This window comes from Streptomyces viridifaciens, assembly GCF_001888885.2.
GTDB lineage: Bacteria > Actinomycetota > Actinomycetes > Streptomycetales > Streptomycetaceae > Kitasatospora > Kitasatospora aureofaciens.
This window is the reverse complement of record NZ_CP090841.1, coordinates 3,204,608-3,229,648: the sequence shown is the minus strand read 5'-3', so window position 1 is coordinate 3,229,648 and position 25,041 is coordinate 3,204,608. Positions and strand designations below refer to the sequence as shown.

The window sequence follows — 25,041 nt, the reverse complement described above, 5'->3', positions numbered from 1 at the left end:
GCGAATGACGACACGTCAACTCTCGGTCGAGCGCGTGGGGCACTACTCGGGCCCGCGACGGCGCCCCGACCGCGGCACCTCTCAGGCCTTCCACCGCGGGTCGCGCCCGGAGGCGGCCAGCGCCCGCTCCCACGCCGAGGCGTCGTCCGGCACGGAAACCGTCTCCGCGAACCCCGCGTACTGCCGGTACAGTTCGGCGTTCTCCTCGACGATCTCCCTGACCAGCAGGGCGAGTTCGTCGTCGACCTCGATCTCCGCGCCGACCGCCCGGGCCACGTCCCAGCCGTGCAGCACCAGTTCGATGATCAGCATCCGGGCGATCCCCACCGCCGGGACGGGTGACCCGCCGAGGTCGACGTCCCCCTCCCAGGCGGCCGGCTCGCCCCAGGCCGCCACCGCGCGCTCCAGCTGGGCCGCGTACGCGGAGCGCCAGTCGGCGTCCGCCGTGAAGTCCCTCGCGACCAGTTCCCCGGGCAGCTCGGTGCGCCGGGCTCGGTGCTCCAGGCCGTGCGAGGTGTAGAGCACCCAGTGGTTGATCAGCGCCCGGGTGTCGAACTCCCCGCAGGGCGTCGGAGCGTCCAGCGGCTGCCCGGCCGGGACTGCGGCGGCGACACCGGAGGCAGCGGCGGCGGCACGGGCGAGGAACGGGTGCATCGGGTGAACGTTCATGCCCGGATCCTGCCCGGGGCCCTGCCACGAGGTCTTGAACAAACGCGACAGGAGCCGTCCGGGCCGGCGCGATTAGCCTGGCCGCCATGGACTCTCCCGAACCCGACCGCTGCCGTGGTGTGCTCCACCCGGCCCACGCCGCCGAACTGATCAGCGTCGAACGGCTCGTCCCCGCAGCCGAGGTCGCGCGGTTCGTGGAGTTCTACTGGCTCGTCCGCTGGGACCTGACCGGCCACCCGCCGTACGAGCAGAAGGTGTTGGCCCACCCGAACGTCCACCTCGTCTTCGAGGCCCCTCGGGCGCGCGTCTACGGGGTGGACCGTGCGCTGTTCGTCCGCCGGCTGGAGGGCACCGGGCACGTGCTCGGGGTGAAGTTCCGCCCCGGCGCCTTCCGGCCCTTCGCCGGGCACCCGGTGGGCGACCTCGCCGACCGGTCCGTCCCCGCCGCCGACTACTTCGGGCCCGAGGTGGACCGGATCAACGCCCGGATCCTCGACGAGCCGACGGCCGAACGGGTCGACGAATTCCTCCGCCCCCGTCTCCCCGCGCCCGACCCGGTGGCCGAGGAGGTCGCCGCCATGGTGGAGCGGATCACCGGCTCCCCGGACCTGTGCCGGGTGGACGAGCTGGCCCGCGAGCTGGGCGTGTCCGTCCGCAGCCTCCAGCGGCTGTTCGCCGAGTACGTCGGCGCCTCGCCCAAGTGGGTGCTGCGGCGCGCCCGGCTGCACGAGGCCGCCGAACGCGCCGCGAACGAGGGAAAGCTGGACCTGGCCGCGCTCGCCGTGGAACTCGGCTACGCCGACCAGGCCCACCTCACCCGGGACTTCACCGCAGCGGTCGGCGTATCCCCGGCCCGCTACGCGGGTTCGACGTGAATCAAGCCGCCGCCGCAGCCGCCGCTTCGGCGGCGGCCCGGCCCCGGGCACTGGCCCGCTTGGCGTAGGTCATCGTCCAGTACACCAGCCCGCCGATCACCACGTACGGGAGGATGTTGTTGATCGTCACCACCGTGCCGTGCGAAAGCGTGTAGACGAACACGATCCGCAGCGCGGCCTCCAGCACGAACGCGACGCCCCACACGAGGGTCAGGTTGCGCTGGACCTTGCGGAAGCCCTCGTACTGCCACATCGAGTTCCACCAGGAGATCATCTCCGGGGTGCCGTCGGTGGCGAACTTGCGGCCGAAGTAGAACATGATGGGCTTCGGCGCGGCCAGCGAGGCCAGGTAGAGCACGCCGAGCAGGCCGGAGACGAAGGAGTCCTTGGCCAGCAGCATCTTCGGGTCGGTCGGGCCGACCAGCGCGACGACCAGACTCAGCGCCACGAAGACCAGCGAGACGACGGCGAACTCGTCGATCCGGCGGTGCCAGGCCAGATAGATCACGGTGTCGACCAGCGGCCCGAGGCCGGAGGCCAGGATGGCGGTGGACTCGCTGTAGCCGTGGTCGTGCAGCTGGTTGTAGATCATGATCGGCGCGACCACGTTGAACGCGATGCTGATCAGCCAGCCGAGCGCGGCGGCCTTCCCCTTGCGGGCGGGAGCGGTCGGAGCTACCGCAGTTGACATGGTGTTGTCCCCCGGGACGATTGTTGTGATTGGCGGCTCATTGTGGCGGAATCGACGCTCCACTGCACAACTCCCGGCGAGTCGACAAGTCGTCAGTAGGCCGACTACGCCCCGAGGAAGCGCTGCAGCTCGTCCAGCATGAAGTTGGCGGCGGTGTACCCGATCCCCTGGAACCACAGCTGGTCGTCCACCGGGAACGCCCGGTGCGCCTTGACCGCGCCGAGCGCCTGCCACCCCGGGCTCGCCAGCGCCGCGTCGGTGCCCGCCTTCGCCGGGTCGCCGTACGTCGCGTACAGCAGAAGGTCGCCGTCGGCCTTGGCGATCTGGTCCAGCGGGACCTCGAAGTCCGACTGGTCGACGTTCTGCGCGTCCGGCCGCCCCACCTCGGCGTCGGTGAGCACGATCCCCGGGAAGCTCTGCCGCCCGAAGAGCCGGATCCCGCCGCCCTCGACGAACCGCACCAGGCTCACCCGGTGCCCCGACAGCTTCGCCGCCGACAGCGCCTGCACCACCTGACCGGCGTGCTTCTGGTACGCGGCGACGAAGGCCCCCGCGGCGGCCACCCGGCCCAACGCCTGGGCCTGCAGCTGGAAGTTCGCCTTCCACGGCGCCCCGGTGGTCTGGGTGAGCACGGTCGGCGCGATCCCGCGCAGCTGCTCGTACCGGTCCCCGTCGCGGCCCTGGTTGGAGAGGATGAGGTCCGGCCGCAGCGCCCGTACGGCGTCGAGGTCGGGTGCGCCGGCCGGGCCGACCAGCCGGATGCCCGCGGTGCGGGAGGCCGGCCAGTAGTCGGGGAAGCGGGTGTCGGCGGCCGGGAGCGCGGCGCCGACCGGGGTGACGCCCAGGGTCAGCGCGGAGTCGAGCACGTCGGTGTCCAGGACGACCACCCGCTGCGGCTCGCCGGGCACCAGCACCGGCCCGTTCGCGGCGTTCACCGTCACGGGCGGCAGCGGCGTGGGGGAGGGGGACCCGCTCGCCTCGAAGCCGTCGGGGGTGGGCGGCTGCGAACCCCCGGAGGAGGACGTGCACGCCGTGAGCGCGGCCCCGCCGAGGCCGGCGAGGAACGTACGGCGGGCGATCCGGGGCATCGGCGGGTCCTCGGGTGACGCGGCAACAGGACAGGGGCGCGTCGATTATGTCCGAAATCAGACCTAAAGTGCCGCTACGCCTCCGCGGCGTCCACGGCGTCCACGGCGTCCGCTGCATCCGCTCGCGCCGCCCACGGCGCGCCCGGAACGACCAGCGGGGTGCCCGTCACCGGATCCGGGACCACCACGGAGTCCAGCCCGAACACCTCCCGCACCAGCTCCGCCGTCACCACCTCCCCGGGCGCGCCCTCGGCGACCACCCGGCCGTCCCGCATCGCCACCAGGTGGTCGGCGTACCGGGCGGCCTGGTTGAGGTCGTGCAGCACGGCCACGACCGTCCGGCCGCGCTCCACGTTCAGCCGCCGGACCAGGTCCAGCACCTCCACCTGGTGGGCGATGTCCAGGTAGGTGGTCGGCTCGTCCAGCAGCAGGATGTCGGTGCCCTGGGCGAGCGTCATCGCGATCCAGGCGCGCTGGCGCTGGCCGCCGGACAGCTCGTCCATGCTGCGCTCGGCCAGCTCCGCCGTGGAGGTGCGCTCCAGCGCCTCGGCGACGGCCGCCTCGTCCTCCGGCGACCACTGCTGCCACCAGCTCTGGTGCGGCTGGCGCCCGCGCGAGACCAGGTCCGCCACCGAGATGCCCTCCGGCGCGGTCGGCGACTGCGGCAGCAGGCCCAGCCGCTGGGCGATCCGCTTGGTCGGGATCCGCGCCAGCTCCTGGCCGTCGAGCAGCACCGCGCCCCGTACGGGCTTCAGCAACCGCCCGAGGGCCCGCAGCAGCGTCGACTTGCCGCAGGCGTTCGGGCCGACGATCACCGTCACCCGCCCGTCCGGGATGCTGACGTCCAGCCCCTCGACGACCGTGCGCGCCTCGTAGGCCAGGGTGAGGCCCCGGGCCTCCAGGCGGTGTGCGGTCATCAGGAGCCTCCACGGCGGGATCGGATCAACAGCCACATCAGGTACGGCGCGCCGACCATGCCGGTCACCACGCCCACCGGCAGCTCGGTCGGGGCGAGCAGGCGCCGGGCGATCAGGTCGGCCACGACCACGACCAGCGCGCCGGTCAGCGCCGAGCAGAACAGCGGGACCTGCGCCGACCGGGCCAGCCGCAGGGCGATCTGCGGGGCCATCAGCGCCACGAAGTCCACCGGACCGGCGGCGCCCGCCGCGCAGGAGGCCAGCACGACGCCCAGCAGCGCCATGCCGAGGCGGATCCGGTCCAGCCGCAGCCCGAGGCCGACGGCGGTCGCGTCGCCGAAGGAGATCGACCGCTGGGCGCGTGCCGCCCACAGCGCCACCGGCAGGGCCGCCAGCAGCACCCAGGCCAGCCGGCCCGCCTGGTCGTAGCCGGAGCCGTTCAGGCTGCCGGTCATCCAGACCTTCGCGGCCTGCGCCTGGAAGCCGTCTCCCTTGGTGAGGAACACCGAGGTCAGCGAGGACAGCGCCACGCTGATCCCGATCCCGATCAGCACGAAGCGCTGCGCGTGCAGCCCGCGCCGCCAGGCCAGCGCGTACACCAGCAGCCCGGCCACCAGCCCGCCGCCGACCGCCGCGTACGGCGCCTGCCCGGTCGAGCCGACCACGCCGTACGCCATCAGCCCGACCACCGTCGCGGTCGCGCCCCAGGTCACGCCCACCACGTCGGGGCTGGCCAGCGGGTTGCGGGCGACGGTCTGGACCAGCGCCCCGGCCAGCCCGAGCGCCGCGCCGACCAGCAGCCCGACCACCACCCGCGGCAGCCGGAACTCCCCGACCACCAGTTCGTCCGGACTCGGCTGCCCGAGCACCACCTTGACCACCTCGCCCGGCGAGACGGTCGACTCGCCCAGGCACAGCGAGGCGACCACGGTCACGGTGAGCGCGAGCAGCAGCCCGACGGCGGCGAGCGCCGAGCGCCGGTGGAGCAGGAAGGAGGCGCGCCCCGCCCGGACGACGGAGTACCCGCGCAGGGCGACGGTGGTCATGCCGCCACCACCTTGCGGCGCCGGACCAGGGTGACCAGCACCGGCACGCCCACCAGGGCCGTCATCACGCCGGCCGGGACCTCCGAGGGCGGGAACAGCACCCGACCGAGGGTGTCGGCGAGCAGCAGCAGGGCCGGGCCGAGGACGGCGGAGAAGGCGAGGACCCAGCGGTGGTCGGCGCCGGCCACGGCCCGGGCGGCGTGCGGGACGGCGAGGCCGATGAAGGCGATCGGGCCGGCCGCCGCGACCGCCGATCCGGTCAGCACGGTGGCGCCGAGCGCGCCGACCGCCCGGACCGCGCCGGTCCTCGCCCCCAGGCCCCTGGCGGTGTCCTCGCCCAGCGCCAGCGCGTCCAGCCCCCGGGCCACCGCCACCACCAGCAGGGTGCCGACGGCCAGGAAGGGCAGCAGCTGCCAGGCCACGTCCGCCGTCCGGCCGGAGAGCGAGCCGACGTGCCAGAACCGGAACTGGTCCATGGTGGCCGCGTCGGTGGTGAGCACCAGGGTGTTGAGCGAGGCGATGAAGGCGGACATCGCCGAGCCGGCCAGCGCCAGTTTGATCGGCGTGGCCCCGCCCCGGCCGCGCCCGGCCAGGCCGTACACCAGCACGGTGGCGACCACGGCGCCCGCGAAGCCGAACCAGACGTACCCGGTGAGGGTGGAGACCCCGAAGCCGGAGACGGCGACCACCACGCCCGCCGCCGCGCCCTGCGAGACGCCGAGGATGCCCGGGTCGGCGATCGGATTGCGGGTCAGGCCCTGCATCACGGCTCCTGCCAGACCGAGCGCCGCACCGACGGCCAGCCCGACGACCGTGCGCGGCACCCGCAGCTCGCGGATCACCACCGCGTCGGCGGAGTCCCCGCCGTGCAGCAGCGCGCCGACGGTCCCGGAGAGCGGCACGTTGCGGCTGCCCACCGCCAGGCTCAGCAGCACCGCGACGGCCAGGACGGCCAGCGCGGCGGCGAGCCACAGGATTCGGTGACGGGGTGTCCGCCGCTTGCCCGGTGGTGCGGTGGTGTCGGTCATGAGGCCTCTCCGCGGGAACTCAGGTAAACCTAAGTTCCCCCTCCGAGGCGGGGCAAATCGCCTCGTCGTGGCCGGTGACCCTTCGGTAGCCTGACGGCATGCCTGCGACCTCGCCCGCCCCGCTCACCGTCGGCTTCGACCTCGACATGACGCTGCTGGACACCCGGCCGGGCATCCACGCCACCTACCGGGCGCTCTCCGCCGAGACCGGCACCCACATCGACGCGGACCTGGTGGTCACCCGGCTCGGCCCGCCGCTGCTGGACGAGATCCGCAACTGGTTCCCGGAGGCCGAGGTGGAGCGGGCCGTGAACCGCTACCGCGAGCTCTACCGGGACCACGCCTTCGCCCCGACCGTGCCGCTGCCCGGCGCCCGCGCCGCCGTCGAGGCGGTCCGCGCCCACGGCGGCCGGGTCGCGGTGATCACCGGCAAGTACGAGCCGAACGCCCGCCTCCACCTGGAGCACGCCGGGCTGGAGGCCGACACCGTGATCGGCGACCTGTGGGCGGAGACCAAGGGCGAGGCGCTGCGGGCGAACGGCGCGAGCATCTACGTCGGCGATCACCTCGGCGACATCGTGGGCGCCCGGCACGCGGAGGCCGTCGCGGTCGCCGTGGCCACCGGCCCGTACGGCGCGGACGAACTGCGCGCGGCCGGGGCGGACGTGGTGCTGGCCGACCTCACCCGTTTCCCCGAGTGGCTCGACCGGCACCTCGCCGGTTAGGCCCGGGCGGGCTGCTGGGGCTCCAGCCGGCGGCGCTGCGCCCGGGCGTTCAGGAACAACCCGGTCAGCGCGGCCAGGAAACCGGCCGGCATCAGCATGCTCAGCCAGTACATGGCCGTCGGCAGCGGTGTCAGGTGCAGGAACAGCGGGACGAAGGTGACCAGGGTGGCGAGCGCGCCCAGGGCGAAGACGACCGCTCCGGCCTTGACGTACACGTCGCCGGGATCGGCGCTCTGGCTGCTCACGTCCGCTCACTCCCTCGGGCTGCGCCGGGCCGCCCGCCGCGGGCCCCGGTCTGCGCCGTCCAGTCTGGCAGAACGCCCGGCGCGGCGGCCCACCGGAGCGGCTCGGTCACGTTGCGCAGTTTCCCGGCAGCGATGCGTTTTGATCCCTGCTGGGCGGGGGTATGCACGGGGTGCCGAGGGGCGCTACAGGTGCGTCCCGTGTCCTCAGACCCGGGGGTGTGAGCCGATGGACAGCGCAGAACCGCGCCCCGGCCGTGCCAGTGCCGGGTCGCCCGCGGCGGCGAGATCCCCGCGCTCCCGTCACCCCTGGCGGGCCTCGGAACGCGGAACCCTCATCGCGGAACGCGGATGAGGCAGTGACGGGCCGTTAGTCTGCTTCTGGCAACGCGCCGACCGTGAGCGCCCGCGGGCGCCGAGTCGAGGTCGGCCGTCCTTCTTCCACCCCATCCAGTGATCCCCGGCCAGGTCCGGGATCCCTCACACCCATTCGAGGACTGTTCGAGATGCCCACCGGCCAGGTCAAGTGGTTCAACGAGACGAAGGGCTTCGGCTTCCTGTCGCGCGACGACGGTGGCGACGTCTTCGTCCACACCAAGGCGCTGCCCGCCGGTGTCACCGTGCTGAAGCCGGGCCAACGGGTCGAGTTCGGCGTGGTCGCAGGCCACCGCGGGGACCAGGCGATGGCCGTGCAGCTGCTGGACGCACTGCCCTCGGTGGCCGCCGCCCAGCGCCGGAGCGCCGACGACATGGCGCCGATCGTCCAGGACCTGATCACCACCCTGGACGCGGTGCTGCCCGGCCTCCAGCGCGGGCGCTACCCGGCCAAGCCGACCGGCCAGAAGCTGGCCGGCCTGCTGCGCGCGGTGGCCGACCAGTTCGACGTCTGAGTCCGGGGATTCACGGGCCCTACGACGGGAACGCGAGCGCACCCGGGTCGAGCGGGGGGACCAGCCCCTCCTCGGCGGCCCGGGTGAGCAGCGCGTGGACGGCTCCGTAGCCCTCCTCGCCGAGGTCGGCGGTGAACTCGTTCACGTACAGCCCGATGTGCTGGTCGGCGACGGCCGGGTCCATCTCCTGGGCGTGCGCCAGCACGTACTCCCGGCTGGCCGAGGGGTCCGCCCAGGCCTGCCGGACGGAGGTGCGGATCGTCTCGGCCAGCTCGCGCAGCCGCCCGGCGCCCAGCGAGCGCCGGGCGACGATCGCGCCCAGCGGGATCGGCAGACCGGTCTCAGCTTCCCAGGCCTCGCCCATGTCGGCCAGGCTGTGCAGGCCGTACTGCTGGTACGTGAAGCGGGCCTCGTGGATGACCAGGCCGGCGTCCACCCGGCCGTCCCGGACGGCGGGCATGATCTCGTGGAACGGCAGGACGACGATCTCGCCGAAGCCCCCCGGCACCGCCCGCGCCGCCCAGAGCCGGAACAGCAGGTAGGCGGTGGAGCGCTCGGACGGCACCGCGACCGTCTTCCCGGCCAGCTCCGCGGGGGAGCCGACACCCGGCAGGGTGAGCACCAGCGGGCCGCAGCCGCGCCCGAGCGCGCCGCCGCAGGGCAGCAGGGCGTACTCCTCCAGGACCCAGGGCAGCGCGCCGTAGCTGATCTTCAGCACGTCCAGCTCGCCGCGCTCGGCCAGGCCGTTGGTGACGTCGATGTCGGCGAAGGTCACCTCGGGGGCGTCCGCCCCGGGGACCTCGCCGTGCGCCCAGGCGTGGAACACGAAGGTGTCGTTCGGGCAGGGCGAGTACGCGATGCTCAGCCGTTCAGCCACGGCCGGCCTCCTCGATCAGTTCTCGGACGGGCAGGGCCGCGAAGGCCCGCTCCAGGGCGGCCAGCGCCTCGCCGATCCGCCAGGCGGCCCGGTCGCGCGGGCCCACCGGGTTGGACACGGTGCGCAGCTCGAAGACCGGCACGCCGTACCGGGCGGCGGCCTCGGCCACGCCGAAGCCCTCCATCGCCTCGGCGGCGGCACCCGGGTGACGGGCCGCCAGCGCGGCGGCCCGCTCGGTGCTGCCGGTGACGGTGGAGACGGTCAGCACCGGGCCGGTGACGGCGTCGACGTCCCGGGTGCCGAGTGCCTTCCCGGCCAGCGCCACGACGGCCGGGGGAGGGGTGTGCCGGACGGTCCCGAAACCCAGCTCGGTCACGTCGGCGAAGCCTTCGGGGGTCTCGGCGCCGAGGTCGGCGACGACGATCGCGTCGGCCAGCACGGTGGCGCCGACCGGCGCGTGCGGGGCGAACCCGCCGGCGATCCCGGCCGAGGCGACCAGGCCGTACGGGCGGGCCGCCAGGGCGGCGGAGGCGGCGGCCGCGGCGGCGGCCGGTCCGACCCCGGCGGCCAGGACGTCCACCGGCGCGCCCGCGCAGCGGTGCAGCACCCCGCCGGGCAGCGGTACGGCCTCGGCCCCGCCGGGCAGACCGCGCAGCACCGCCTCGGCCTCCGCCGGGACCGCGACGACGACGAGCAGCCGGGCCCGTTCGGGGCCCGGCTGCCCGGGGTGCGCGTCGACGACGTGCGCGGTCATCGCGGGAGCGTCAGCTGTTGCCGGCGTCCGTGGCGTTCTTGCCGTTCAGCTGGAAGTACCAGACCGCGATCGGGGCCTCGGCCTTCTTGTCGATCTCGACCACCGTGACCAGGGTGCGGCCGCTGGCGTTCAGCACCGAGCCGGCCGTCTGGAGACCGGAGAAGGTCGGGCCCTGGGCGTACGAGAACAGGCTGGTCTGCCCGCCCTGGGAGGACGAGCCGCCGTTGGTGGAGGCCCACCAGCCGGTCTTCGCCACGTTCGGGCTGACGCCGACACCGATCCGGTCGCTCGGCACCACGTCGGAGGACGGCAGCGAGCCGTCCTTCAGGGCCTTCGTGGCATTGGCCTTGCACTGGTCCTGCTGGTCGTCGGTCAGCGGGCTGCCGTCGTTCCAGCAGAGCGGGTCCGCGGTCATCGACGAGGTGCCGACCGTCAGGGTGGCCCGGTGGCTGTTGTGCTCGGTCTGGCCGGCGGCGATCGCGACGGAGGTGCCAACCGTGGCGGCACCGACCACGACGACGGCGCCGAGGGCGGCGATGACACGGGTATTGAGGCTCATGCGTCAGAATCTACCGGGCCCGGCCGATCACGCTACGCGGGGGTCGGCCACCGCGTGTTGCCCGTCACCCCGTACGGGCCGGTTCAGGCCACCCGGGGCGCGGCCGGGTGCCGTCGCGGGCCCAGCCGCAGCAGCGAGTGGCCCGTCCACACCAGCACCAGGCCGACCACCGCCGCGGCGATCGACAGGCCCAGCACCCCGTCCAGCGGCAGCACGATGCCCACCCCGCCGCCCGCCACCCAGGACAGCTGCATCAGCGTCTCCGAACGGGCGAACGCCGAGGTCCGCACCGCCTCCGGGACGTCCCGCTGGATCAGCGCGTCCAGCGCCAGCTTGCCCAGCGAGGCCGCTATCCCGGACACCCCGGCGACCAGGACCACCGTCACCACGCCGTACCAGAGCGCGGCCGCCGCCGTCGCGCAGGTCGCCAGCAGCAGCATCGCGGTGACCGTCGCCTCCGGGCCACGGGTGCGCAGCCAGGAGCCGAGCACCGAGCCCAGCGCGTTGCCCGTCCCGGCCGACAGCGCCACCAGGCCCAGCGCCAGGGTCGGCTGCAGACCGCCGATCGGATCGGTGCGCAGCAGGAAGGCCAGGAAGAACACCAGGAAGCCGACCAGCCACCGCATCCCCGACATCGCGCGCAGCGCCAGCACCACCGACGGCCCGACCGTGCGCAGCGAGGCCTTGACCTTCGGGGGCCTGTGGTGGATCAGGTGGGGGCCCTGGCCCTCGCCGGGCAGGTCGGCGTGCAGCACGGCCCGCTGCTCGCCCTTGGCCGAGTCGACGGTGTGCGGCAGGTGGAAGGCCATCAGGGTGCCGATCACGAACACCAGGAAGGCGCCGCGCAACGGCCAGCCAGGCCCGATCAGGTGCAGCGCCCCGCCCACCGCGGCCGCCACGCCGGTGGCCAGCAGCCCGGCCAGGGTGACCCGGGAGTTCGCCTTCACCAGGGACAGCCGGCTCGGCAGCAGCCGGGGCACCACCACGCTGCGCACCACCCCGTACGCCTTGGACGCCACCAGCACGCCCAGCGCCTCCGGGTAGAGCGCGATGCCGCCGCCGGAGATCACCCCGGCCATCGTCCAGGCCAGGACGGCCCGGGCCAGCATCGACATCGCCATGGCGGCCCGGCGGCCGTGCGGCAGCCGGTCCAGCAGCGGGCCGACCACCGGGGCGAGCAGGGCGAACGGGGCCATCGTGATCAGCAGGTACAGGGCGACCCGGCCGCGGGCCTCGCCGGTCGGGACGGAGAAGAAGATGGTGGAGGCCAGTGCGATGGTGATCAGCATGTCGCCGAAGGAGTTCAGGGCGTGCAGCTCGATCAGCTTCGCCAGGCCCGACTCGCCCGCGCCCTCGGCCGAGGTGGCCCGGCGGATCCGGCGGCCGGTGCCGTGCACCAGCTTGCCGGCGCTCAGGCCGACGGTGGAGGCGGTGCGGACCAGGAAGTGCCGGCGGGGCTCGGGGGCCTCCTCGGCCAGGTCCTCGTCCTCCGGCGGACCGGGGAATGCCGACGGGGTCTCCGGGATCTCCGCGGTGTCCGCCGTCTCCGGCCGGAGGGACTTCTCCAGAGTGACCCGGGCGGTGGACGCCCCGTCGCCGTCCGCCGGCTGCGGTTCGCCCGCAGCGGGGACGTGAGGCTGCTGTCGCGACGCGGCGTCCGCCTCGTCGGGGCTGTCGGCCTGCGAGGCGGGCACTGCGTGCTGCGACGGGTCGTCGTCCGCCACAAGCCCATCCTGCCCCAGATTCGCCGCCGTAACGCGGGATGCGGAACCGCTCGGCGCGGCCTCCGGAAGGGTCGGCTCCGCCCCGGACTGTGCCGGGGCACCGAGCGCCGGGTAGCCTGCCCCAGGGTCCGCCCGCCGGGGCGCAGGGGCGCCGGCAGGCCGGACGAGCGGCGCGGCCGGTACCCGCGGCGGCCCCGGGTCGCGCAGAATGGATGAGGGACTACCGCGCCGCGGCGGAGAAGGCAACACGCCGTGGGCGACAGAAGAACTGGGAGAGAATCGACGCCGTGAGTGCTGCGATGCGAAGCCGTACCCCCGACCGGCTCTGTGCCGAGGCCGTCGAACTCGCCCGCCAGGCTGCCGAGGAGGCCGTCGGGCCGGAGGCGGTCGGGACGCACCTGGGTGTGCAGGCGGACGCCGACCGCGTCGTCACCCACAGCTTCGAGTGCCTGGACGCGGCCTACCGCGGCTGGCACTGGGCGGTGACCGTCGCCCGCGCGCCGCGCGCCAAGAACGTCACGCTGGACGAGGTCGTGCTGCTGCCCGGCCCCGACGCCGTGCTGGCGCCGGAGTGGGTGCCGTGGAGCGAGCGGCTGCGCCCGGGCGACATGGGCCCCGGCGACCTGCTGCCGACCGGTGCCGACGACCTGCGGCTGGAGCCCGGCTGGACCGGCGAGGACGAGCCCGCCCCGAACTCCGCGGTCGCCCTCGCGGCCGAGGAGGACGTGGTCGTCACCGACCCGCACGTCCAGCCGGCCCCGGCCCGCGCACAGATCAACGCGGTCGCCGAGGAGCTCGGCCTGGGCCGCAGCCGGGTGCTCTCCCGGCTCGGCCTGCACCTGGCCGCCGACCGCTGGGAGAAGTCCCACGGCCCGCAGACCCCGATGGCGCAGGCCGCCCCGGCCGCGTGCGGCAGCTGCGGTTTCCTGATCCCGATCGGCGGCTCGCTCGGACAGGCCTTCGGTGTGTGCGGCAACGAGTTCGGACCGGCCGACGGCCAGATCGTCTCCTTCGCGTACGGCTGCGGCGGCCACTCCGAGGCGGCCGTCATCCCCGCCCCGCCGGCGCCGTCCGAGCTGATCCTGGACGAGTTGGTGGTCGAGCCGCTGCAGCTCCACCCGGACCGCGCCTCCGGCTCGGTCGAGCCTGACGCCCCGGCGGAGGAGCTCGGCCACTCCTGATCCGTCCCCGCGGCCCGTCCCACTGAACCGGTGGGGCGGGCCGCGGCGTTCCTCCGGGTAGGGGCGCCCGCCCGCCGCGGGGCCCCTGGCCCTTCCGCCGTCCGTGGGGATCCCCCCAGCCCACGGGCGGCGGCAGGGCGGGCCGTCGGCCCGGCCGGTGGGGTGCCGGCCGACGGCCGCCCCCGCCTCCGGCGCGCCCCCGCCTCCGGCGCGCCCCCGCCTCCGCCGCGCCCCCGCCTCCGCCGCGCCCCCGCCTCCGGCGGTGAGGCGGCCCTTGCGATGCCCGCCCGCCGAGACCGTCCCGGCCTGCGGATTCCCGCTCCCGGCCCCGGTCAGGGCGGGCCGTGGTCGGGAGCAGTCAGTGGGGCAGGGAAGAATGCCCTACGACGAACAGGGCGGCGGAAGGCGGCAGGTCCAGTGGAACCTCGGATCATCGGCAGCGGCGCGGACGAGCACCTCGCGGATCCGTTCGGGAGCGCCGCGCTGCGCCGGCGGGTCCTGGACGCCTGGGCCGCCTCGCCGGCCCGGTTCCGGGAGGACGCCAACGCCGAGGAGGAGCTGGCGCTCGGCGGCTACCGGGACCGCCTGGTGGTCGAGTTGGCGCAGAACGCGGCCGACGCGGCGGTGCGGGCCGGGCACGGGCCCGGGCGGCTGCGGCTGACCCTGGCGGACGGCGTGCTGGCCGCCGCCAACACCGGCGCCCCGCTGGACGCGGCGGCCGTCGAGTCGCTGTCCACCCTGCGCGCCTCCTCCAAGCGCGGCGAGGAGCCCGCCGTCGGCCGGTTCGGCGTCGGCTTCGCCGCCGTCCTGGCCGTCACCGACGAGCCGGCCGTGCTCGGCGCCGCGGGCGGGGTGCGCTGGTCGCTGGGCGAGGCCCGGGCGCTCGCCGCGGCGCAGCCCGCGCTGGCCGACGAACTGCGGGCCCGGGACGGCCACGTGCCGCTGCTGCGGCTGCCGTTCGCGGCCGAGGGCCCGGCGCCCGAGGGCTACGACACCGTGGTGGTGCTGCCGCTGCGGGACGCCGCCGCCGAGGACCTGACCCGCCGTCTGCTGGCCGGGATCGACGACGCCCTGCTGCTCACCCTGCCCGGCCTGGCCGAGGTCGTGGTGGAGACCCCGGAGGGAACCCGGACGCTCACCCGCAGCGCCGCCGAGCCCCGCCCGGACGGCGTCACCGAGGTCACCGTCACCGATGACGCGGAGGCCCGGCTCCGGCGGACCGTCTGGCAGACCGCCGGCGCCTCCGGCCGGCTGCACGCCGAGCTGCTCGCGGACCGGCCCACCGAGGAGCGCGCCCGCCCGTACTGGACGGTGACCTGGGCCGTCCCGGTGGAGGAGGACGGCAGTCCGCAGCGGCCCGCGATCGCGCCGGTGCTGCACGCGCCCACCCCCAGCGACGAGCCGATCGGCCTGCCCGCGCTGCTGATCGCCTCCTACCCGCTGGACTCCACCCGTCGGCACGTCGCCCCCGGCGCGCTCGCCGACTTCCTCACCGAGCGCGCCGCCGACAGCTACGCCGACCTGCTGCGCGCCCGCGGCGCCGACCTCGGCTCGCTCGGGCTGGTGCCCGGGCCGCTCGGGCAGGGCGCGCTGGACAACGCGCTGCGCGCGGCGGTGCTGTCCCGGCTGCCCGGCACGCCGTTCCTGCCGCACCCGGGCGGCGTCGAGGAGGGCACGCCCGCGCTGCGGCCCCGGGACGCGACGCTGCTGGAGGGCGCGGACGGCTCGGTGGTGGAGGCGCTCGCGCCGATCTTCCCCGGCCTGCTGCCGGCCGGTCTGGAGCGCCGCACCGAGCTGCGGGTGCTGAACGTGCGCCGGGTGCCGCTGGCCGAGGTGGTGGACCAGCTCGGCGGACTGGACCGCGACCCCGCCTGGTGGCGCAACCTGTACGCGGCGCTCGGCGCGGCCGACCCGGAGGCGCTCGGCGCGCTGCCCGTACCGCTCGCCGACGGGCGGACGGTCACCGGGCCCCGGCGGGTGCTGCTGCCCTCCGAGGACGCCGACTGGGCGGCCTTCCCCGGCTACCCCGAGACGCTGGCCGGGGCGCTCGCCGCGCTCGACCTGCGCCTCGCCCACCCCGAGGCCGCCCACCCGCTGCTGGCCAAGCTGGGCGCCGGCACCGCCACCCCGGCCGGGGTGCTGGACACCCCCGAGGTGCGCGCCGCCGTCGCCCGCTCCTACGAGCTGGCCGAGGACGACCCGGACGCCGCGCTGGAACTGGCCGACGCCGTGCTGGCCCTGGTGAAGGCCGCCGCCCCGGCGCCCGGCGAGCACCCCTGGCTGGCCCGGCTGGCGCTGCTGGACGACGAGGGCGAGCCCGCCCGGGCGGGCGAACTGGTGCTGCCCGAAAGCCCGTTCGCCGCGATCGCCCGCGAGGAGGACGCCGGCTGGGTGGACGACGAGCTGCTGGAGCGCTGGGGCCCCGAGGTGCTCACGGCCGTCGGCGTGCTGGCCGACTTCGTGCTGGTGCGCGCCGAGGACGTGGTGCTCGACCCGGACGACCTGGAGCGGCTCGACCCGACCGCGCCCGCCGACCGGGCGGCCGGCGGCCACCCCACCGGGCTGCTGGACGAGGCGCCCGACGGGCTCGCCGAGTGGGCCGAGGACGCCCTGGAGGCGCTGCACGCCGACGAACTGGTCGGGGTTCCGCCGGTGGCCGCCGAGCTGCTGGCCGTCCGGGACCTCGACCTGGTGGACGACGACGCATGGCCGGAGGCGCTCGCCGCGCTCGCCCGCCCGCCGTACCGGGACGCCGTGGTCAACCCGGTGCGCACCCTGCTGCCGGACGGCAGCTACGTCGACCTGCCGCCGTACACCGCCTGGTGGCTGCGCGACCACCCGGTGCTGTCCGGCCGCGAGCCCGCCGGGCTGCGTGCCGCCGGGGCCGACCCGCTGCTGCGCGGCCTGTACGAGGAGGCCCGCACCACCCTGGACGAGCAGTTCCTGCACGCGCTCGGGGTGCGCACCACGCTGGCCGCGCTGCTCGCCGAGGTGCACGGCCCGGACGAGGTGCTGGACCGGCTCACCGACCCGGCCGCCGAGGTTGGACACCGCCAACTGCACGGCATCCACAGCGCGTTGGCCAGGGTCGACCGCGAGCGGATCGAACCCCTGGACGTGGTGCGGGCGTTGCCGCCGCTGGACCCGGCCACCGGGCGCCGCCCGGACCACACCGTGGTCGTCGACGCCACCGAGGCGGTCGTCGCCGACGCCCCCGACCTGGTCCAACTGCTGCACCCTTACCCGCTGTTGCCGGTCGCCCCGGCGCTCGCCGTGGACCTCGCCGAGCGGCTGCACGTGTCGCTGGCCAGCGAGGTGGCCGGCGGGCGGGTGCTCTCCGAGGGCGTGCTGCACCGCGTCCCGGCCGTGGTGCGGGAGCTGCTGCCCGGCTGCCCGGTCGCCTACGAGGAGCACGAGGAGCTGCTGGTGGTCGGCCCGGACGGCGGCGAGGCCGCGGTCGACTGGCGGTGGGACCACGAGGCGGACGCCCCGGAGCCGCCGTACGACCCGGAGCTGGCCGAGGCCGCCGACGAGGACGACGAGTTCGAGGTCCCGCCGGTGCCCGGGCTGCTGCACGCCGCCACCCCGGAGGGCCTGGCGGCGGGCCTGGCCTGGTCGGTCGGGCAGTGGCACCGGCGCTTCGAGGTGCTGGCGGCGCTCAGCGAGCCGGACCGGGCGTACGAGCTGTCCGCGGCCCGGGACTTCGAGGGCTGACCCGGGTCAGCTGCTGCGCGGCTCGAGCCGCGGGTGGACGGTGGTGGTGGCGGTCAGCCGGATCGCGCCGAGCGTCACCACCAGCGCCGCCGACTTCAGTCGGGCAGATGCCGAACGCCTGTCATTCCATCCCGCGGCGCTTCATCCAGGCCCAGCCGGTCTCCAGGACCGCACCGCAGACCAGCGCGATGGCGACGCCCGTCCACGGGTCGCGGCCGCCGACCAGGGAGAGCTCGAAGAAGTTCGACAGCCACGGCACCACCAGCACCAGCGCGAAGGCGAGCCCCATGGTGGCGATCAGCAGCAGGCGCCACCAGTTGTACGGGCGGGCGACGATGGCGAGCACCCAGATGGCGATCAGGAAGAGCGTCAGGGTGGCCACGCTGGTGTCGGCCTCGAGGTCGGTGGCGTGGTTGGCCCGGGCCAGCGAGTAGGCGACGAAGGTGCCGGTGCCGGCGATGGCTCCGCCGGGGACGGCCAGCCGCAGCACGCGTTTCACGAAGCCGGTGCGGGCCCGCTCGTTGTTGGGGGCGAGGGCGAGGAAGAAGGCCGGCACGCCGATGGTGAGGGTGGACAGCACGGTGGAGTGCCGGGGCAGGAACGGGTACGGCGAGTGGGTGAAGATCACCAGCAGCGCCAGCAGGACCGAGTAGACCGTCTTGACCAGGAACAGTCCGGCCACCCGTTCGATGTTGCCGATCACCCGGCGGCCCTCGGCGACCACCGAGGGCAGGGTTGCGAAGGAGTCGTCGAGCAGCACGATCTGGGCGACGGCCTTGGTGGCGTCCGAGCCGGTGCCCATCGCCACGCCGATGTCGGCGTCCTTGAGCGCGAGCACGTCGTTGACGCCGTCGCCGGTCATCGCCACGGTGTGGCCGCGCGACTGGAGCGCCCCGACCAGCAGGCGCTTCTGCCGGGGGGTGACCCGGCCGAAGACGCTGGTCCGGTCGGCCGTCCCGGCGAGCTCGTCCGGGTCCTCGGGCAGGGTGCGGGCGTCCAGCGGCTGGTCCGCGCCGGGCAGCCCGAGGTGCCCGGCGACGGCGCCGACCGAGACGGCCGCGTCGCCTGAGATCACCTTGGCCCGGACGTTCTGCCCCTCGAAGTAGCGCAGGGTGTCGGCGGCGTCCGCGCGCAGCCGCTGCTGGAGCACCACCAGGGCGAGCGGGGTGAGGCCGGCGGCCGGGTCGGGGGAGTCCAGCGGGACGGGCGTACGGCCGAGCAGCAGCACCCGCAGGCCCCGGGCACCCAGCTCGTCCACCTCGGCGAGCGCCGGGTGGCCGACGGGCAGCAGGACGTCCGGGGCGCCGAGCAGCCAGCTGGCCTCGCCGCCCTGGGGTTCCAGCAGCTGCACGCCGCTCCACTTGCGGGCGGAGGAGAAGGGCATCGCCTCGATCACCCGCCAGCCGTTGCCGCCGGGGCCGTCGCCGCGCCCGTACGCGTCGATCACGGCCTGCATGGACGGGTTGGGGCGGGCGTCGGCGCCGGCCATCACGGCGAGCGCGTGCCGGACGGTGTCCTCGTCGACCGGGGCGGGCTCCCCGTCGGAGACCACCCGCAGGTCGATCACGTCCATGCCGCCCTCGGTGAGGGTGCCGGTCTTGTCCAGGCAGACGGTGTCGACCCGGGCCAGGCCCTCGATCGCCGGGAGCTCCTGGACCAGGCACTGCTTGCGGCCCAGCCGGATCACGCCGATGGCGAAGGCGACCGAGGTCAGCAGCACCAGGCCCTCGGGGACCATCGGCACGATGCCGGCCACCATCCGGCGCACGGCCTCGCGCCAGTCGCGGCCCTCGACGGCCAGCTGGCTGATGATCAGGCCGAGCGCGGTGGGGATCAGCAGGTAGGTGATGAAGCGCAGGATGCTGTTGATGCCGCTGCGCAGCTCCGACTTCACCAGGGTGAACTTGCTGGCCTCCTCGGCCAGCTGGGCCGCGTAGGCCTCGCGGCCGACCCTGGTGGCGGTGAAGGCGCCCGCGCCGGCCACCACGAAGCTGCCGGACATCACCTGGTCGCCGGGCTGTTTGAGGACGGGGTCGGGCTCGCCGGTGAGCAGCGACTCGTCGATCTCCAGGCCGTCCGCCTCGGTGACCTCGCCGTCCACGACCACCTTGTCGCCGGTGCCGAGCAGCACGGTGTCGTCGAGGACGATCCCGGAGACGGCGATCTGCTGGACGCTGCCGTCCCGGCGGACCTGCGGGCGGGCCTCGCCGATCAGCGCCAGGCTGTCCAGGGTCTTCTTGGCGCGCAGCTCCTGGAAGATGCCGATCGCCGTGTTGGCCACGATGACCAGGCCGAACAGACCGTCCTGGAGTGGGCCGACGATCAGGATGATCCCGAACATGACGCCGATGATGGCGTTGAACCGGGTGAAGACGTTGGCCCGGACGATCTCCTTGGCGGACCGGCTGGACCGCACCGGGACGTCGTTGACCTGCCCGTTCGCGACGCGTTCGGCCACCTCGGCGGCGGTGAGGCCGCCGCGCCGGCCGGGCAGCAGCCCCAGCGGGTGCGCTCCGTCGGGGCGGTTCGCGCCGCTCGGCTGCTCTTCCGCGGGCTGGGCAGGCTGCGTCATGGCACCGACTCTACGGGTGCCTTTTGTCCGGTGCGTGCTACTGAAGAACCATTCAGTCCGACCGGGTGGCCGGGCCCTTGCCGTCCGTCTCCGCTTCCCGCGCGGCCGCCTCGGCGGCGCGGCTGCGGGCGATCGCGTCCCGCCGGGCGCGGCAGTACCAGAGGCCGATCAGGCCGAGCAGGCCGCCGGAGAGGCAGATCCAGGGCCAGGTGCCGTGGCCGTGGTCGGAGAGGGTGCCCTGGAAGGGGAGCAGGGCGAGGAAGGCGACGAACCACAGCACCGTGCCGCCGCCGACGATGGCGACGTCGTTGGCCTCCAGCGGAGGGGGCGAGGGGTGCAGCGGCGTCTTGGGCATGGGGCCTAGCGTACGGTGCGCGGCGGGGTGCGGGGAGGCGGCGGGGTCCGTCCGGCGCCATCCGGACTCTACGCGCGAAGATAGCGCGTGTGCGACCGGGAAACCATACTGGAAGGTCCACGCCCGGCCACCGTCGCCACGGGCGTTCCCCCTCTCCTCAGCTCCCCCACAGAGGACGCACGCATGCCTGTGGTCCAGCCGACCACCGAGTCGCCCGAACCCGCGGCCTCCGCGCCGACGCCCCCCAACGGTGCCCTGGACCGCTACTTCAGGATCAGTGAGCGCGGCTCCACCCTGCCGCGCGAGATCCGCGGCGGTGTCGCCACCTTCTTCACCATGGCGTACATCCTGGTGCTGAACCCGATCATTCTGGCCAGCGGCACGGACGTCACCGGGGCCCACCTGAACAGCGCCCAGCTGGTCACCGCCACCGCCCTCACGGCGGGGCTCACCACCCTGCTGATGGGCGTGATCGGCAACGTGCCGATCGGCCTGGCGGCCGGTCTCGGCGTCAACACCATCGTGGCGCTCCAGCTCGCGCCCAAGATGACCTGGCCGGACGCCATGGGAATGGTGGTGCTGGCCGGCTTCGCGATCATGCTGCTGGTCGCCACCGGCCTGCGCGAGCGGGTCATGAACGCCGTGCCGATCGGGCTGCGCAAGGCCATCGCGATCGGTATCGGCCTGTTCATCAGCCTGGTCGGCCTGGTCGACTCCGGCTTCGTCAGCCGGGTCCCGGACGCCGCCCACACCACGGTCCCGCTGCAGCTCGGCGGCAACGGGCACCTGCTCGGTTTCCCGGTGCTGGTCTTCGTGTTCGGCCTGGTGCTGACCCTGGTCCTGGTGATCCGCAAGGTGCCCGGCGCGATCCTGATCAGCATCGCGGCCTCCACCGTGCTCGCCCTGGTGGTCGACAAGGTCGCCGACGTACCGGCGCTCAAGTGGGGCCTCACCGTCCCCACCTGGCCGGGCAACCCGGTGGCCGCCCCGGACTTCGGGCTGGTCGGCAAGGTCAGCCTGTTCGGCGGCTTCGAGAAGGTCGGCGTGCTGACCGGCGTGCTGTTCGTCTTCACCGTGCTGATGTCCTGCTTCTTCGACGCGATGGGCACCATCCTCGGCGTCGCCGACGAGGCCCACCTGCTCGACGAGAAGGGCGACCTGCCGGGCATCAACCGGATCCTGATGGTCGACGGCATCGCCACCGCGGCCGGCGGCGCCACCTCGGCCTCCGCCAACACCTGCTTCGTCGAGTCCACCGCCGGCGTCGGCGAGGGCGCCCGCACCGGCTTCGCCTCGATCGTCACCGGCCTGCTCTTCGTGGTGGCGCTCTTCCTCACCCCGCTCGCCACCATGGTCCCGGCCCAGGCCGCCACCCCGGCCCTGGTCACGGTCGGCTTCCTGATCCTGGCCAACTCGATCAAGGAGATCGACTGGGCGGACTACACCATCGCGATCCCGGCCTTCCTGACCATCGTGATGATGCCGTTCACCTACTCGATCACCAACGGCATCGGCTTCGGCTTCATCGCCTTCTGCCTGCTGCGGCTGGCCGCCGGTCGCGGCCGCGGCGTGCCGGCCCCGCTCTACGCGGTGGCGGCGGTGTTCGCCTTCTACTACCTGATGCCGGCCCTCGGCCTGCTCTGAGCCCGACAGTCCCGAAGGGCCCTCCCCGTGCGGGGAGGGCCCTTCGGCGTTCCCGGCGGCCCCTGGTCAGTGGACGCAGAACTCGTTGCCCTCCGGGTCCCGCATGACGGTCCACTCGCCGCCGGGCTCCCTGACGTCGTGCAGGGCGGTGGCGCCGAGGGCTTCGAGGCGGGCGACGGTGGCCGCCCGACCGCCCGGGCCGGCGTGGACGTCCAGGTGGAGGCGGTTCTTGGACCGCTGCTTGTCCTCGGGGACGGCCTGGAAGAGGATGCGGCGGCCCAGGCCGGTGTCCGAGGCCGGGTCGCACTCGTCCCCGGGGTGGCGGACGGCGGCGAGGGTGCGCCAGGCGGGGTGGCCGTCGACCTCGGTGAGGGCGTCGGGGGTGACGGCGTCGGCGCCCAGGAGGCGGGTGATCAGGGTGCTGTGGTCCTCGACGGTGTAGTCGAGGGCGGCGCCCCAGAAGGCGGCCTGGCGGTGCGGGTCGGCGCAGTCGATGACGAGCTTCCAGTGCAGCGGCATGTAACCCTTTGTATCGGTTACGCCTCGATGGGGCAATCGGCTACCGGCGGAAGGTGTCAAAAAGCCGACTGTGTAGGGCAGTTGGCGGGGGGCATACTGCCTGGACGGAGACGGGGAGGGGGCTCGACCGATGGTGCAACAGGATCCGCCCGGGGGAGTCGAGGCGAGGCTGCTGCCGGAGCTGTTCTGGCGGGCGGACAAGGCCTCGCTGGACGGACAGCGCGAGACGCTCCGCTGGCACCGCGGGCTGATCGCCATGCTGGTGGTCGCCGCGCTGATCGGCTCGCTCCCGGGCCCGGACCACAAGGGCGACAGCGATATCAAGCCACTGTTCTCGGTGGCGGCCTTCCTGGTCGCCGGCTACTTCTGGTCCCGGCTGCGCCGCAGCAACCCGCAGGGCCGGTGGTACGAGGCCCGGGCGGCGGCCGAGTCGGTCAAGACGCTGGCCTGGAAGTACAGCGTCCGGGCCCGGCCCTTCGACGGCGAGGCCGAGTCGGCGGACGCCGACCGCGGCTACCTGCTCCAGGTCGAGGACGTGTTGCGGGCCTTCGAGAACCCGGAGATCGTGCCGCCCGGCAGCGTCCCGGAGATCACCGAGGAGATGCGGCGCGCCCGGGCCGACAGCCTGACCGCCCGGCGCACCCTCTACCTGCGCACCCGGGTCGAGGGTCAGCGCACCTGGTACCGCTCCCGGGCCGAGTCCTGCGAGTCCCAGGCGGTCTCCTGGGGGCTGGGCATCGCGACGCTGATCATCATCGGCGCGGCGGCGGCGATCGCCCAGGCCACCGGCGCCCTGGAGGTGCACATCTTCGGCGCCAGCTCGGCCGCGGCCGCCGCGATCATCGCCTGGACGCAGCTCAAGCAGCTGCGCCCGCTGGCCGCCGCCTACCAGCTGGCCGCGCGCGAGCTGGAGAACGTCGGCAACCAGCTCTCCGACCTCGACCTCAAGGCGCCGGACGCCGAGCTGCGCTGGGCCCGGATGGCCGCCGAGGCGGAGGACGCGGTCTCCCGGGAGCACACCACCTGGCGGGCCCGCCGGGCGTTCCCCCGCTAGGCGACAACGGCGACAACCCGGAGGAGGGGCTGGGGAGATACCGCGAAGCAGCGGCCACAGGTGTGCGGGGTACGTGAGAGTAGAGCGTCGAGGCACGGACCGTGACCATTACGTGTCCATGCCCTGGTTTCATCGCCTCCGCGCGACCCGCAGTCCCTGCCCGGAGGCCCCCTGTGCGCATTCTCCTGATCGCCACCGCGTTCAACAGCCTGACCCAGCGCGTCCACACCGAGCTGCGCGAGCGCGGCCACCAGGTCGCCGTCCAACTCGCGCTCGGCGACGATCAGATGAGGGACGCCGTGGCCCGCGTCGACCCGGAGCTGATCATCTGCCCGATGCTCACCAGGGCCGTCCCGGCGGACATCTGGTCCACCCGGACGGTCCTGATCGTGCACCCGGGCCCCAAGGGCGACCGGGGCCCCTCCTCGCTCGACTGGGCGATCACCGAGGACGCCCGGCGCTGGGGCGTCACCGTGCTGCAGGCCGTCGAGGAGATGGACGCCGGCGACATCTGGGCGTCCGTCGAGTTCGCCGTCCCGGACTGCGGCAAGAGCGAGCTGTACCGGGGCGAGGTCGCGGACGCCGCCGTCGAGGCCGTCCTGCTGGCCGTCCAGCGGTACGAGGGCGGGCTGTTCACCCCCGAACCGCTCGACTACAGCCGCCCCGACGTGCGCGGCGAGCTGCGGCCCTTCCTCAAGCAGGAGGTGCGCCGGATCGACTGGCAGCGGGACGACACCGCCATCGTGCTGCGCAAGCTGCGCGCCGCCGACTCCCAGCCCGGCGTGCTGGACGAGCTGTACGGACGCGAGTTCTTCCTGCACGGCGGCCACCCCGAGGACGAGCTGCGCGGCCCGGTGCCCGGCGCCGTCCTGGCCACCCGGGACGGCGCGATCTGCCGGGCCACCGTGGACGGCGCGGTCTGGATCCCGCAGCTGCGCCCGCGCCGCACCCCGGGCGGCCCGGTCACCTTCAAGCTGCCGGCCGCGACGGTGCTGGCCGACGAGCTGCACCGGGTCCGCGAGGTGCCGGTGACCCCGGCGCAGGCCGCCCGCCGCAACACCTGGTCGGAAGTGCGCTACCGCGAGGAGGGCGACGTCGGCTTCCTCGAGTTCGCCTACGCCGGCGGGGCGATGAGCACCGAGCAGTGCCGCCGGCTGCTGGCCGCCTACCGTACGGCCGCCGACCGGCCCACCTCGGTGCTGGTGCTCGGCGCGCCCCGGGACTTCTACTCCAACGGGATCCACCTCAACGTCATCGAGGGCGCGGCCTTCCCGGCGCTGGAGTCCTGGGAGAACATCAACGCGATGGACGACCTGGTCGAGGCGATCCTGACCACCGGCGACAAGCTGACCGTCGCCGCGCTGGCCGGGAACGCGGCGGCCGGCGGGCTGATGCTGGCGCTCGCCGCCGACGAGGTGTGGTGCCGGGACTCGGCGGTGCTCAACCCGCACTACCGGCTGATGGGCCTGTACGGCTCCGAGTACTGGACGTACACCCTGCCGGCCCGGGTCGGCGCCGAGCAGGCCGAGCGGCTGACCACCGAGGCGCTGCCGGTCGGGGCGGAGCACGCCCGCCGGATCGGCCTGGTGGACCGTACGGCCGGCGGGGACGCGGCCGACTTCCGCCGCTGGGTGGCCCGGGAGGCCGCCCGGCTCGCCGACTCGCCGGAGCTCACCGGGCGGCTGGTGGACAAGAAGCGCCGCCGCGCCGAGGACGAGGAGGCGAAGCCGCTGGCCGAGTACCGGGCGGAGGAACTGCGCCGGATGCACGCCAACTTCTACCGGACGGGCGAGCCGTACCACGCGCTGCGGCGGGACTTCGTGCGCAAGGTCTGCCCGGTGGCCACGCCGGAGCACCTGACCGGGTTGCTCGGGAAGCCGGAGTAGCCCCCGGGGCCCGTCCCGGAAGTCCCGCCCG

General features: G+C 74.5%; 22 protein-coding genes. 8 read left to right on the top strand and 14 right to left on the bottom strand.

Annotated features, from left to right (window positions below):
- Positions 1-81: 81 nt before the first annotated feature.
- The gene (locus tag BOQ63_RS21365; RefSeq protein ID WP_030289694.1) at positions 82-669 is read right to left on the bottom strand and encodes a TIGR03086 family metal-binding protein; all 588 of its coding nucleotides are present in this window, start codon (positions 667-669) and stop codon (positions 82-84) included.
- A gap of 86 nt (positions 670-755) precedes the next feature.
- On the opposite strand from BOQ63_RS21365, the gene BOQ63_RS21360 reads away from it, so the two are divergent.
- Positions 756-1,544, top strand: a complete 789-nt coding sequence (locus BOQ63_RS21360) for an AraC family transcriptional regulator (RefSeq protein WP_030289695.1) — start codon at positions 756-758, stop codon at positions 1,542-1,544.
- A gap of 1 nt (position 1,545) precedes the next feature.
- On the opposite strand, the gene BOQ63_RS21355 is transcribed toward BOQ63_RS21360, so the two are convergent.
- The 5 genes from BOQ63_RS21355 to BOQ63_RS21335 all read right to left on the bottom strand — a co-directional run bounded on the left by BOQ63_RS21355 (position 1,546) and on the right by BOQ63_RS21335 (position 6,314).
- Complete coding sequence (locus BOQ63_RS21355; protein WP_030289696.1) at positions 1,546-2,235, bottom strand: VC0807 family protein; 690 nt, start codon at positions 2,233-2,235, stop codon at positions 1,546-1,548.
- A gap of 104 nt (positions 2,236-2,339) precedes the next feature.
- Positions 2,340-3,323 carry an ABC transporter substrate-binding protein gene (locus BOQ63_RS21350; RefSeq protein WP_072654798.1) on the bottom strand — a complete coding sequence of 328 codons (984 nt, stop codon included), beginning with the start codon at positions 3,321-3,323 and terminating at the stop codon, positions 2,340-2,342.
- A 74-nt stretch (positions 3,324-3,397) separates the two neighbouring features.
- On the bottom strand, positions 3,398-4,240 hold the full coding sequence (locus BOQ63_RS21345; RefSeq protein WP_072654797.1) for an ABC transporter ATP-binding protein: 843 nt from the start codon (positions 4,238-4,240) through the stop codon (positions 3,398-3,400).
- On the bottom strand, positions 4,240-5,286 hold the full coding sequence (locus BOQ63_RS21340; protein ID WP_072654796.1) for a FecCD family ABC transporter permease: 1,047 nt from the start codon (positions 5,284-5,286) through the stop codon (positions 4,240-4,242). Before BOQ63_RS21340 ends, BOQ63_RS21345 begins: the two co-directional genes overlap by 1 nt.
- The gene (locus BOQ63_RS21335; RefSeq protein WP_030289700.1) at positions 5,283-6,314 is read right to left on the bottom strand and encodes a FecCD family ABC transporter permease; all 1,032 of its coding nucleotides are present in this window, start codon (positions 6,312-6,314) and stop codon (positions 5,283-5,285) included. Before BOQ63_RS21335 ends, BOQ63_RS21340 begins: the two co-directional genes overlap by 4 nt.
- Before the next feature lie 98 nt (positions 6,315-6,412).
- Here BOQ63_RS21335 and BOQ63_RS21330 point away from each other — a divergent pair, with 98 nt between their 5' ends.
- The gene (locus tag BOQ63_RS21330; RefSeq protein ID WP_030289701.1) at positions 6,413-7,039 is read left to right on the top strand and encodes an HAD family hydrolase; all 627 of its coding nucleotides are present in this window, start codon (positions 6,413-6,415) and stop codon (positions 7,037-7,039) included.
- Here the strand turns inward: BOQ63_RS21330 and BOQ63_RS21325 are convergent.
- Positions 7,036-7,284: a hypothetical protein gene (locus BOQ63_RS21325; RefSeq protein WP_030289702.1), complete on the bottom strand. Its 249-nt coding sequence runs from the start codon at positions 7,282-7,284 to the stop codon at positions 7,036-7,038. The two genes, BOQ63_RS21330 and BOQ63_RS21325, sit on opposite strands and share 4 nt — an antisense overlap.
- 503 nt (positions 7,285-7,787) lie before the next feature.
- On the opposite strand from BOQ63_RS21325, the gene BOQ63_RS21320 reads away from it, so the two are divergent.
- The gene (locus BOQ63_RS21320) at positions 7,788-8,171 is read left to right on the top strand and encodes a cold-shock protein (RefSeq protein WP_030289703.1); all 384 of its coding nucleotides are present in this window, start codon (positions 7,788-7,790) and stop codon (positions 8,169-8,171) included.
- 19 nt (positions 8,172-8,190) lie between these two features.
- Here BOQ63_RS21320 and BOQ63_RS21315 read toward each other — a convergent pair whose 3' ends face one another.
- From BOQ63_RS21315 to BOQ63_RS21300, 4 genes are all read right to left on the bottom strand, one after another.
- Positions 8,191-9,048 (bottom strand): 1,4-dihydroxy-6-naphtoate synthase, encoded by an 858-nt coding sequence (locus tag BOQ63_RS21315; protein ID WP_030289704.1) that lies wholly within the window; start codon positions 9,046-9,048, stop codon positions 8,191-8,193.
- Entirely contained in the window at positions 9,041-9,802 is a 762-nt protein-coding gene (locus BOQ63_RS21310; protein WP_046386228.1) for a futalosine hydrolase, read from the bottom strand. Before BOQ63_RS21310 ends, BOQ63_RS21315 begins: the two co-directional genes overlap by 8 nt.
- 10 nt (positions 9,803-9,812) lie before the next feature.
- Positions 9,813-10,361, bottom strand: coding sequence for a hypothetical protein (locus tag BOQ63_RS21305; RefSeq protein ID WP_030289706.1), 549 nt, complete (start codon positions 10,359-10,361; stop codon positions 9,813-9,815).
- Between the two features lie 83 nt (positions 10,362-10,444).
- Positions 10,445-11,839, bottom strand: coding sequence for an MFS transporter (locus BOQ63_RS21300; RefSeq protein WP_435823429.1), 1,395 nt, complete (start codon positions 11,837-11,839; stop codon positions 10,445-10,447).
- Between the two features lie 545 nt (positions 11,840-12,384).
- Here BOQ63_RS21300 and BOQ63_RS21295 point away from each other — a divergent pair.
- Both BOQ63_RS21295 and BOQ63_RS21290 read left to right on the top strand, forming a co-directional pair.
- Complete coding sequence (locus tag BOQ63_RS21295; RefSeq protein ID WP_030289708.1) at positions 12,385-13,266, top strand: DUF3027 domain-containing protein; 882 nt, start codon at positions 12,385-12,387, stop codon at positions 13,264-13,266.
- 417 nt (positions 13,267-13,683) lie between these two features.
- Positions 13,684-16,980 (top strand): sacsin N-terminal ATP-binding-like domain-containing protein, encoded by a 3,297-nt coding sequence (locus BOQ63_RS21290; protein ID WP_191093580.1) that lies wholly within the window; start codon positions 13,684-13,686, stop codon positions 16,978-16,980.
- A 121-nt stretch (positions 16,981-17,101) separates the two neighbouring features.
- On the opposite strand, the gene BOQ63_RS21285 is transcribed toward BOQ63_RS21290, so the two are convergent.
- Together BOQ63_RS21285 and BOQ63_RS21280 are read right to left on the bottom strand one after the other, a co-directional pair.
- Positions 17,102-19,552, bottom strand: coding sequence for an HAD-IC family P-type ATPase (locus BOQ63_RS21285; protein ID WP_030287077.1), 2,451 nt, complete (start codon positions 19,550-19,552; stop codon positions 17,102-17,104).
- 52 nt (positions 19,553-19,604) lie between these two features.
- Positions 19,605-19,907, bottom strand: a complete 303-nt coding sequence (locus tag BOQ63_RS21280; RefSeq protein WP_030287078.1) for a DUF2530 domain-containing protein — start codon at positions 19,905-19,907, stop codon at positions 19,605-19,607.
- 183 nt (positions 19,908-20,090) lie between these two features.
- Here BOQ63_RS21280 and BOQ63_RS21275 point away from each other — a divergent pair, with 183 nt between their 5' ends.
- Positions 20,091-21,551: an NCS2 family permease gene (locus BOQ63_RS21275; RefSeq protein ID WP_030552650.1), complete on the top strand. Its 1,461-nt coding sequence runs from the start codon at positions 20,091-20,093 to the stop codon at positions 21,549-21,551.
- 66 nt (positions 21,552-21,617) lie between these two features.
- Here the strand turns inward: BOQ63_RS21275 and BOQ63_RS21270 are convergent, their stop codons facing one another.
- Positions 21,618-22,070 carry a VOC family protein gene (locus BOQ63_RS21270; protein ID WP_030552653.1) on the bottom strand — a complete coding sequence of 151 codons (453 nt, stop codon included), beginning with the start codon at positions 22,068-22,070 and terminating at the stop codon, positions 21,618-21,620.
- Between the two features lie 130 nt (positions 22,071-22,200).
- On the opposite strand from BOQ63_RS21270, the gene BOQ63_RS21265 reads away from it, so the two are divergent.
- Positions 22,201-23,124 carry a DUF4231 domain-containing protein gene (locus BOQ63_RS21265; RefSeq protein ID WP_030287083.1) on the top strand — a complete coding sequence of 308 codons (924 nt, stop codon included), beginning with the start codon at positions 22,201-22,203 and terminating at the stop codon, positions 23,122-23,124.
- Positions 23,125-23,297: 173 nt separating this feature from the next.
- Positions 23,298-25,010 (top strand): hydrogenase maturation protein, encoded by a 1,713-nt coding sequence (locus BOQ63_RS21260; protein WP_072654794.1) that lies wholly within the window; start codon positions 23,298-23,300, stop codon positions 25,008-25,010.
- Positions 25,011-25,041 lie beyond the last annotated feature (31 nt).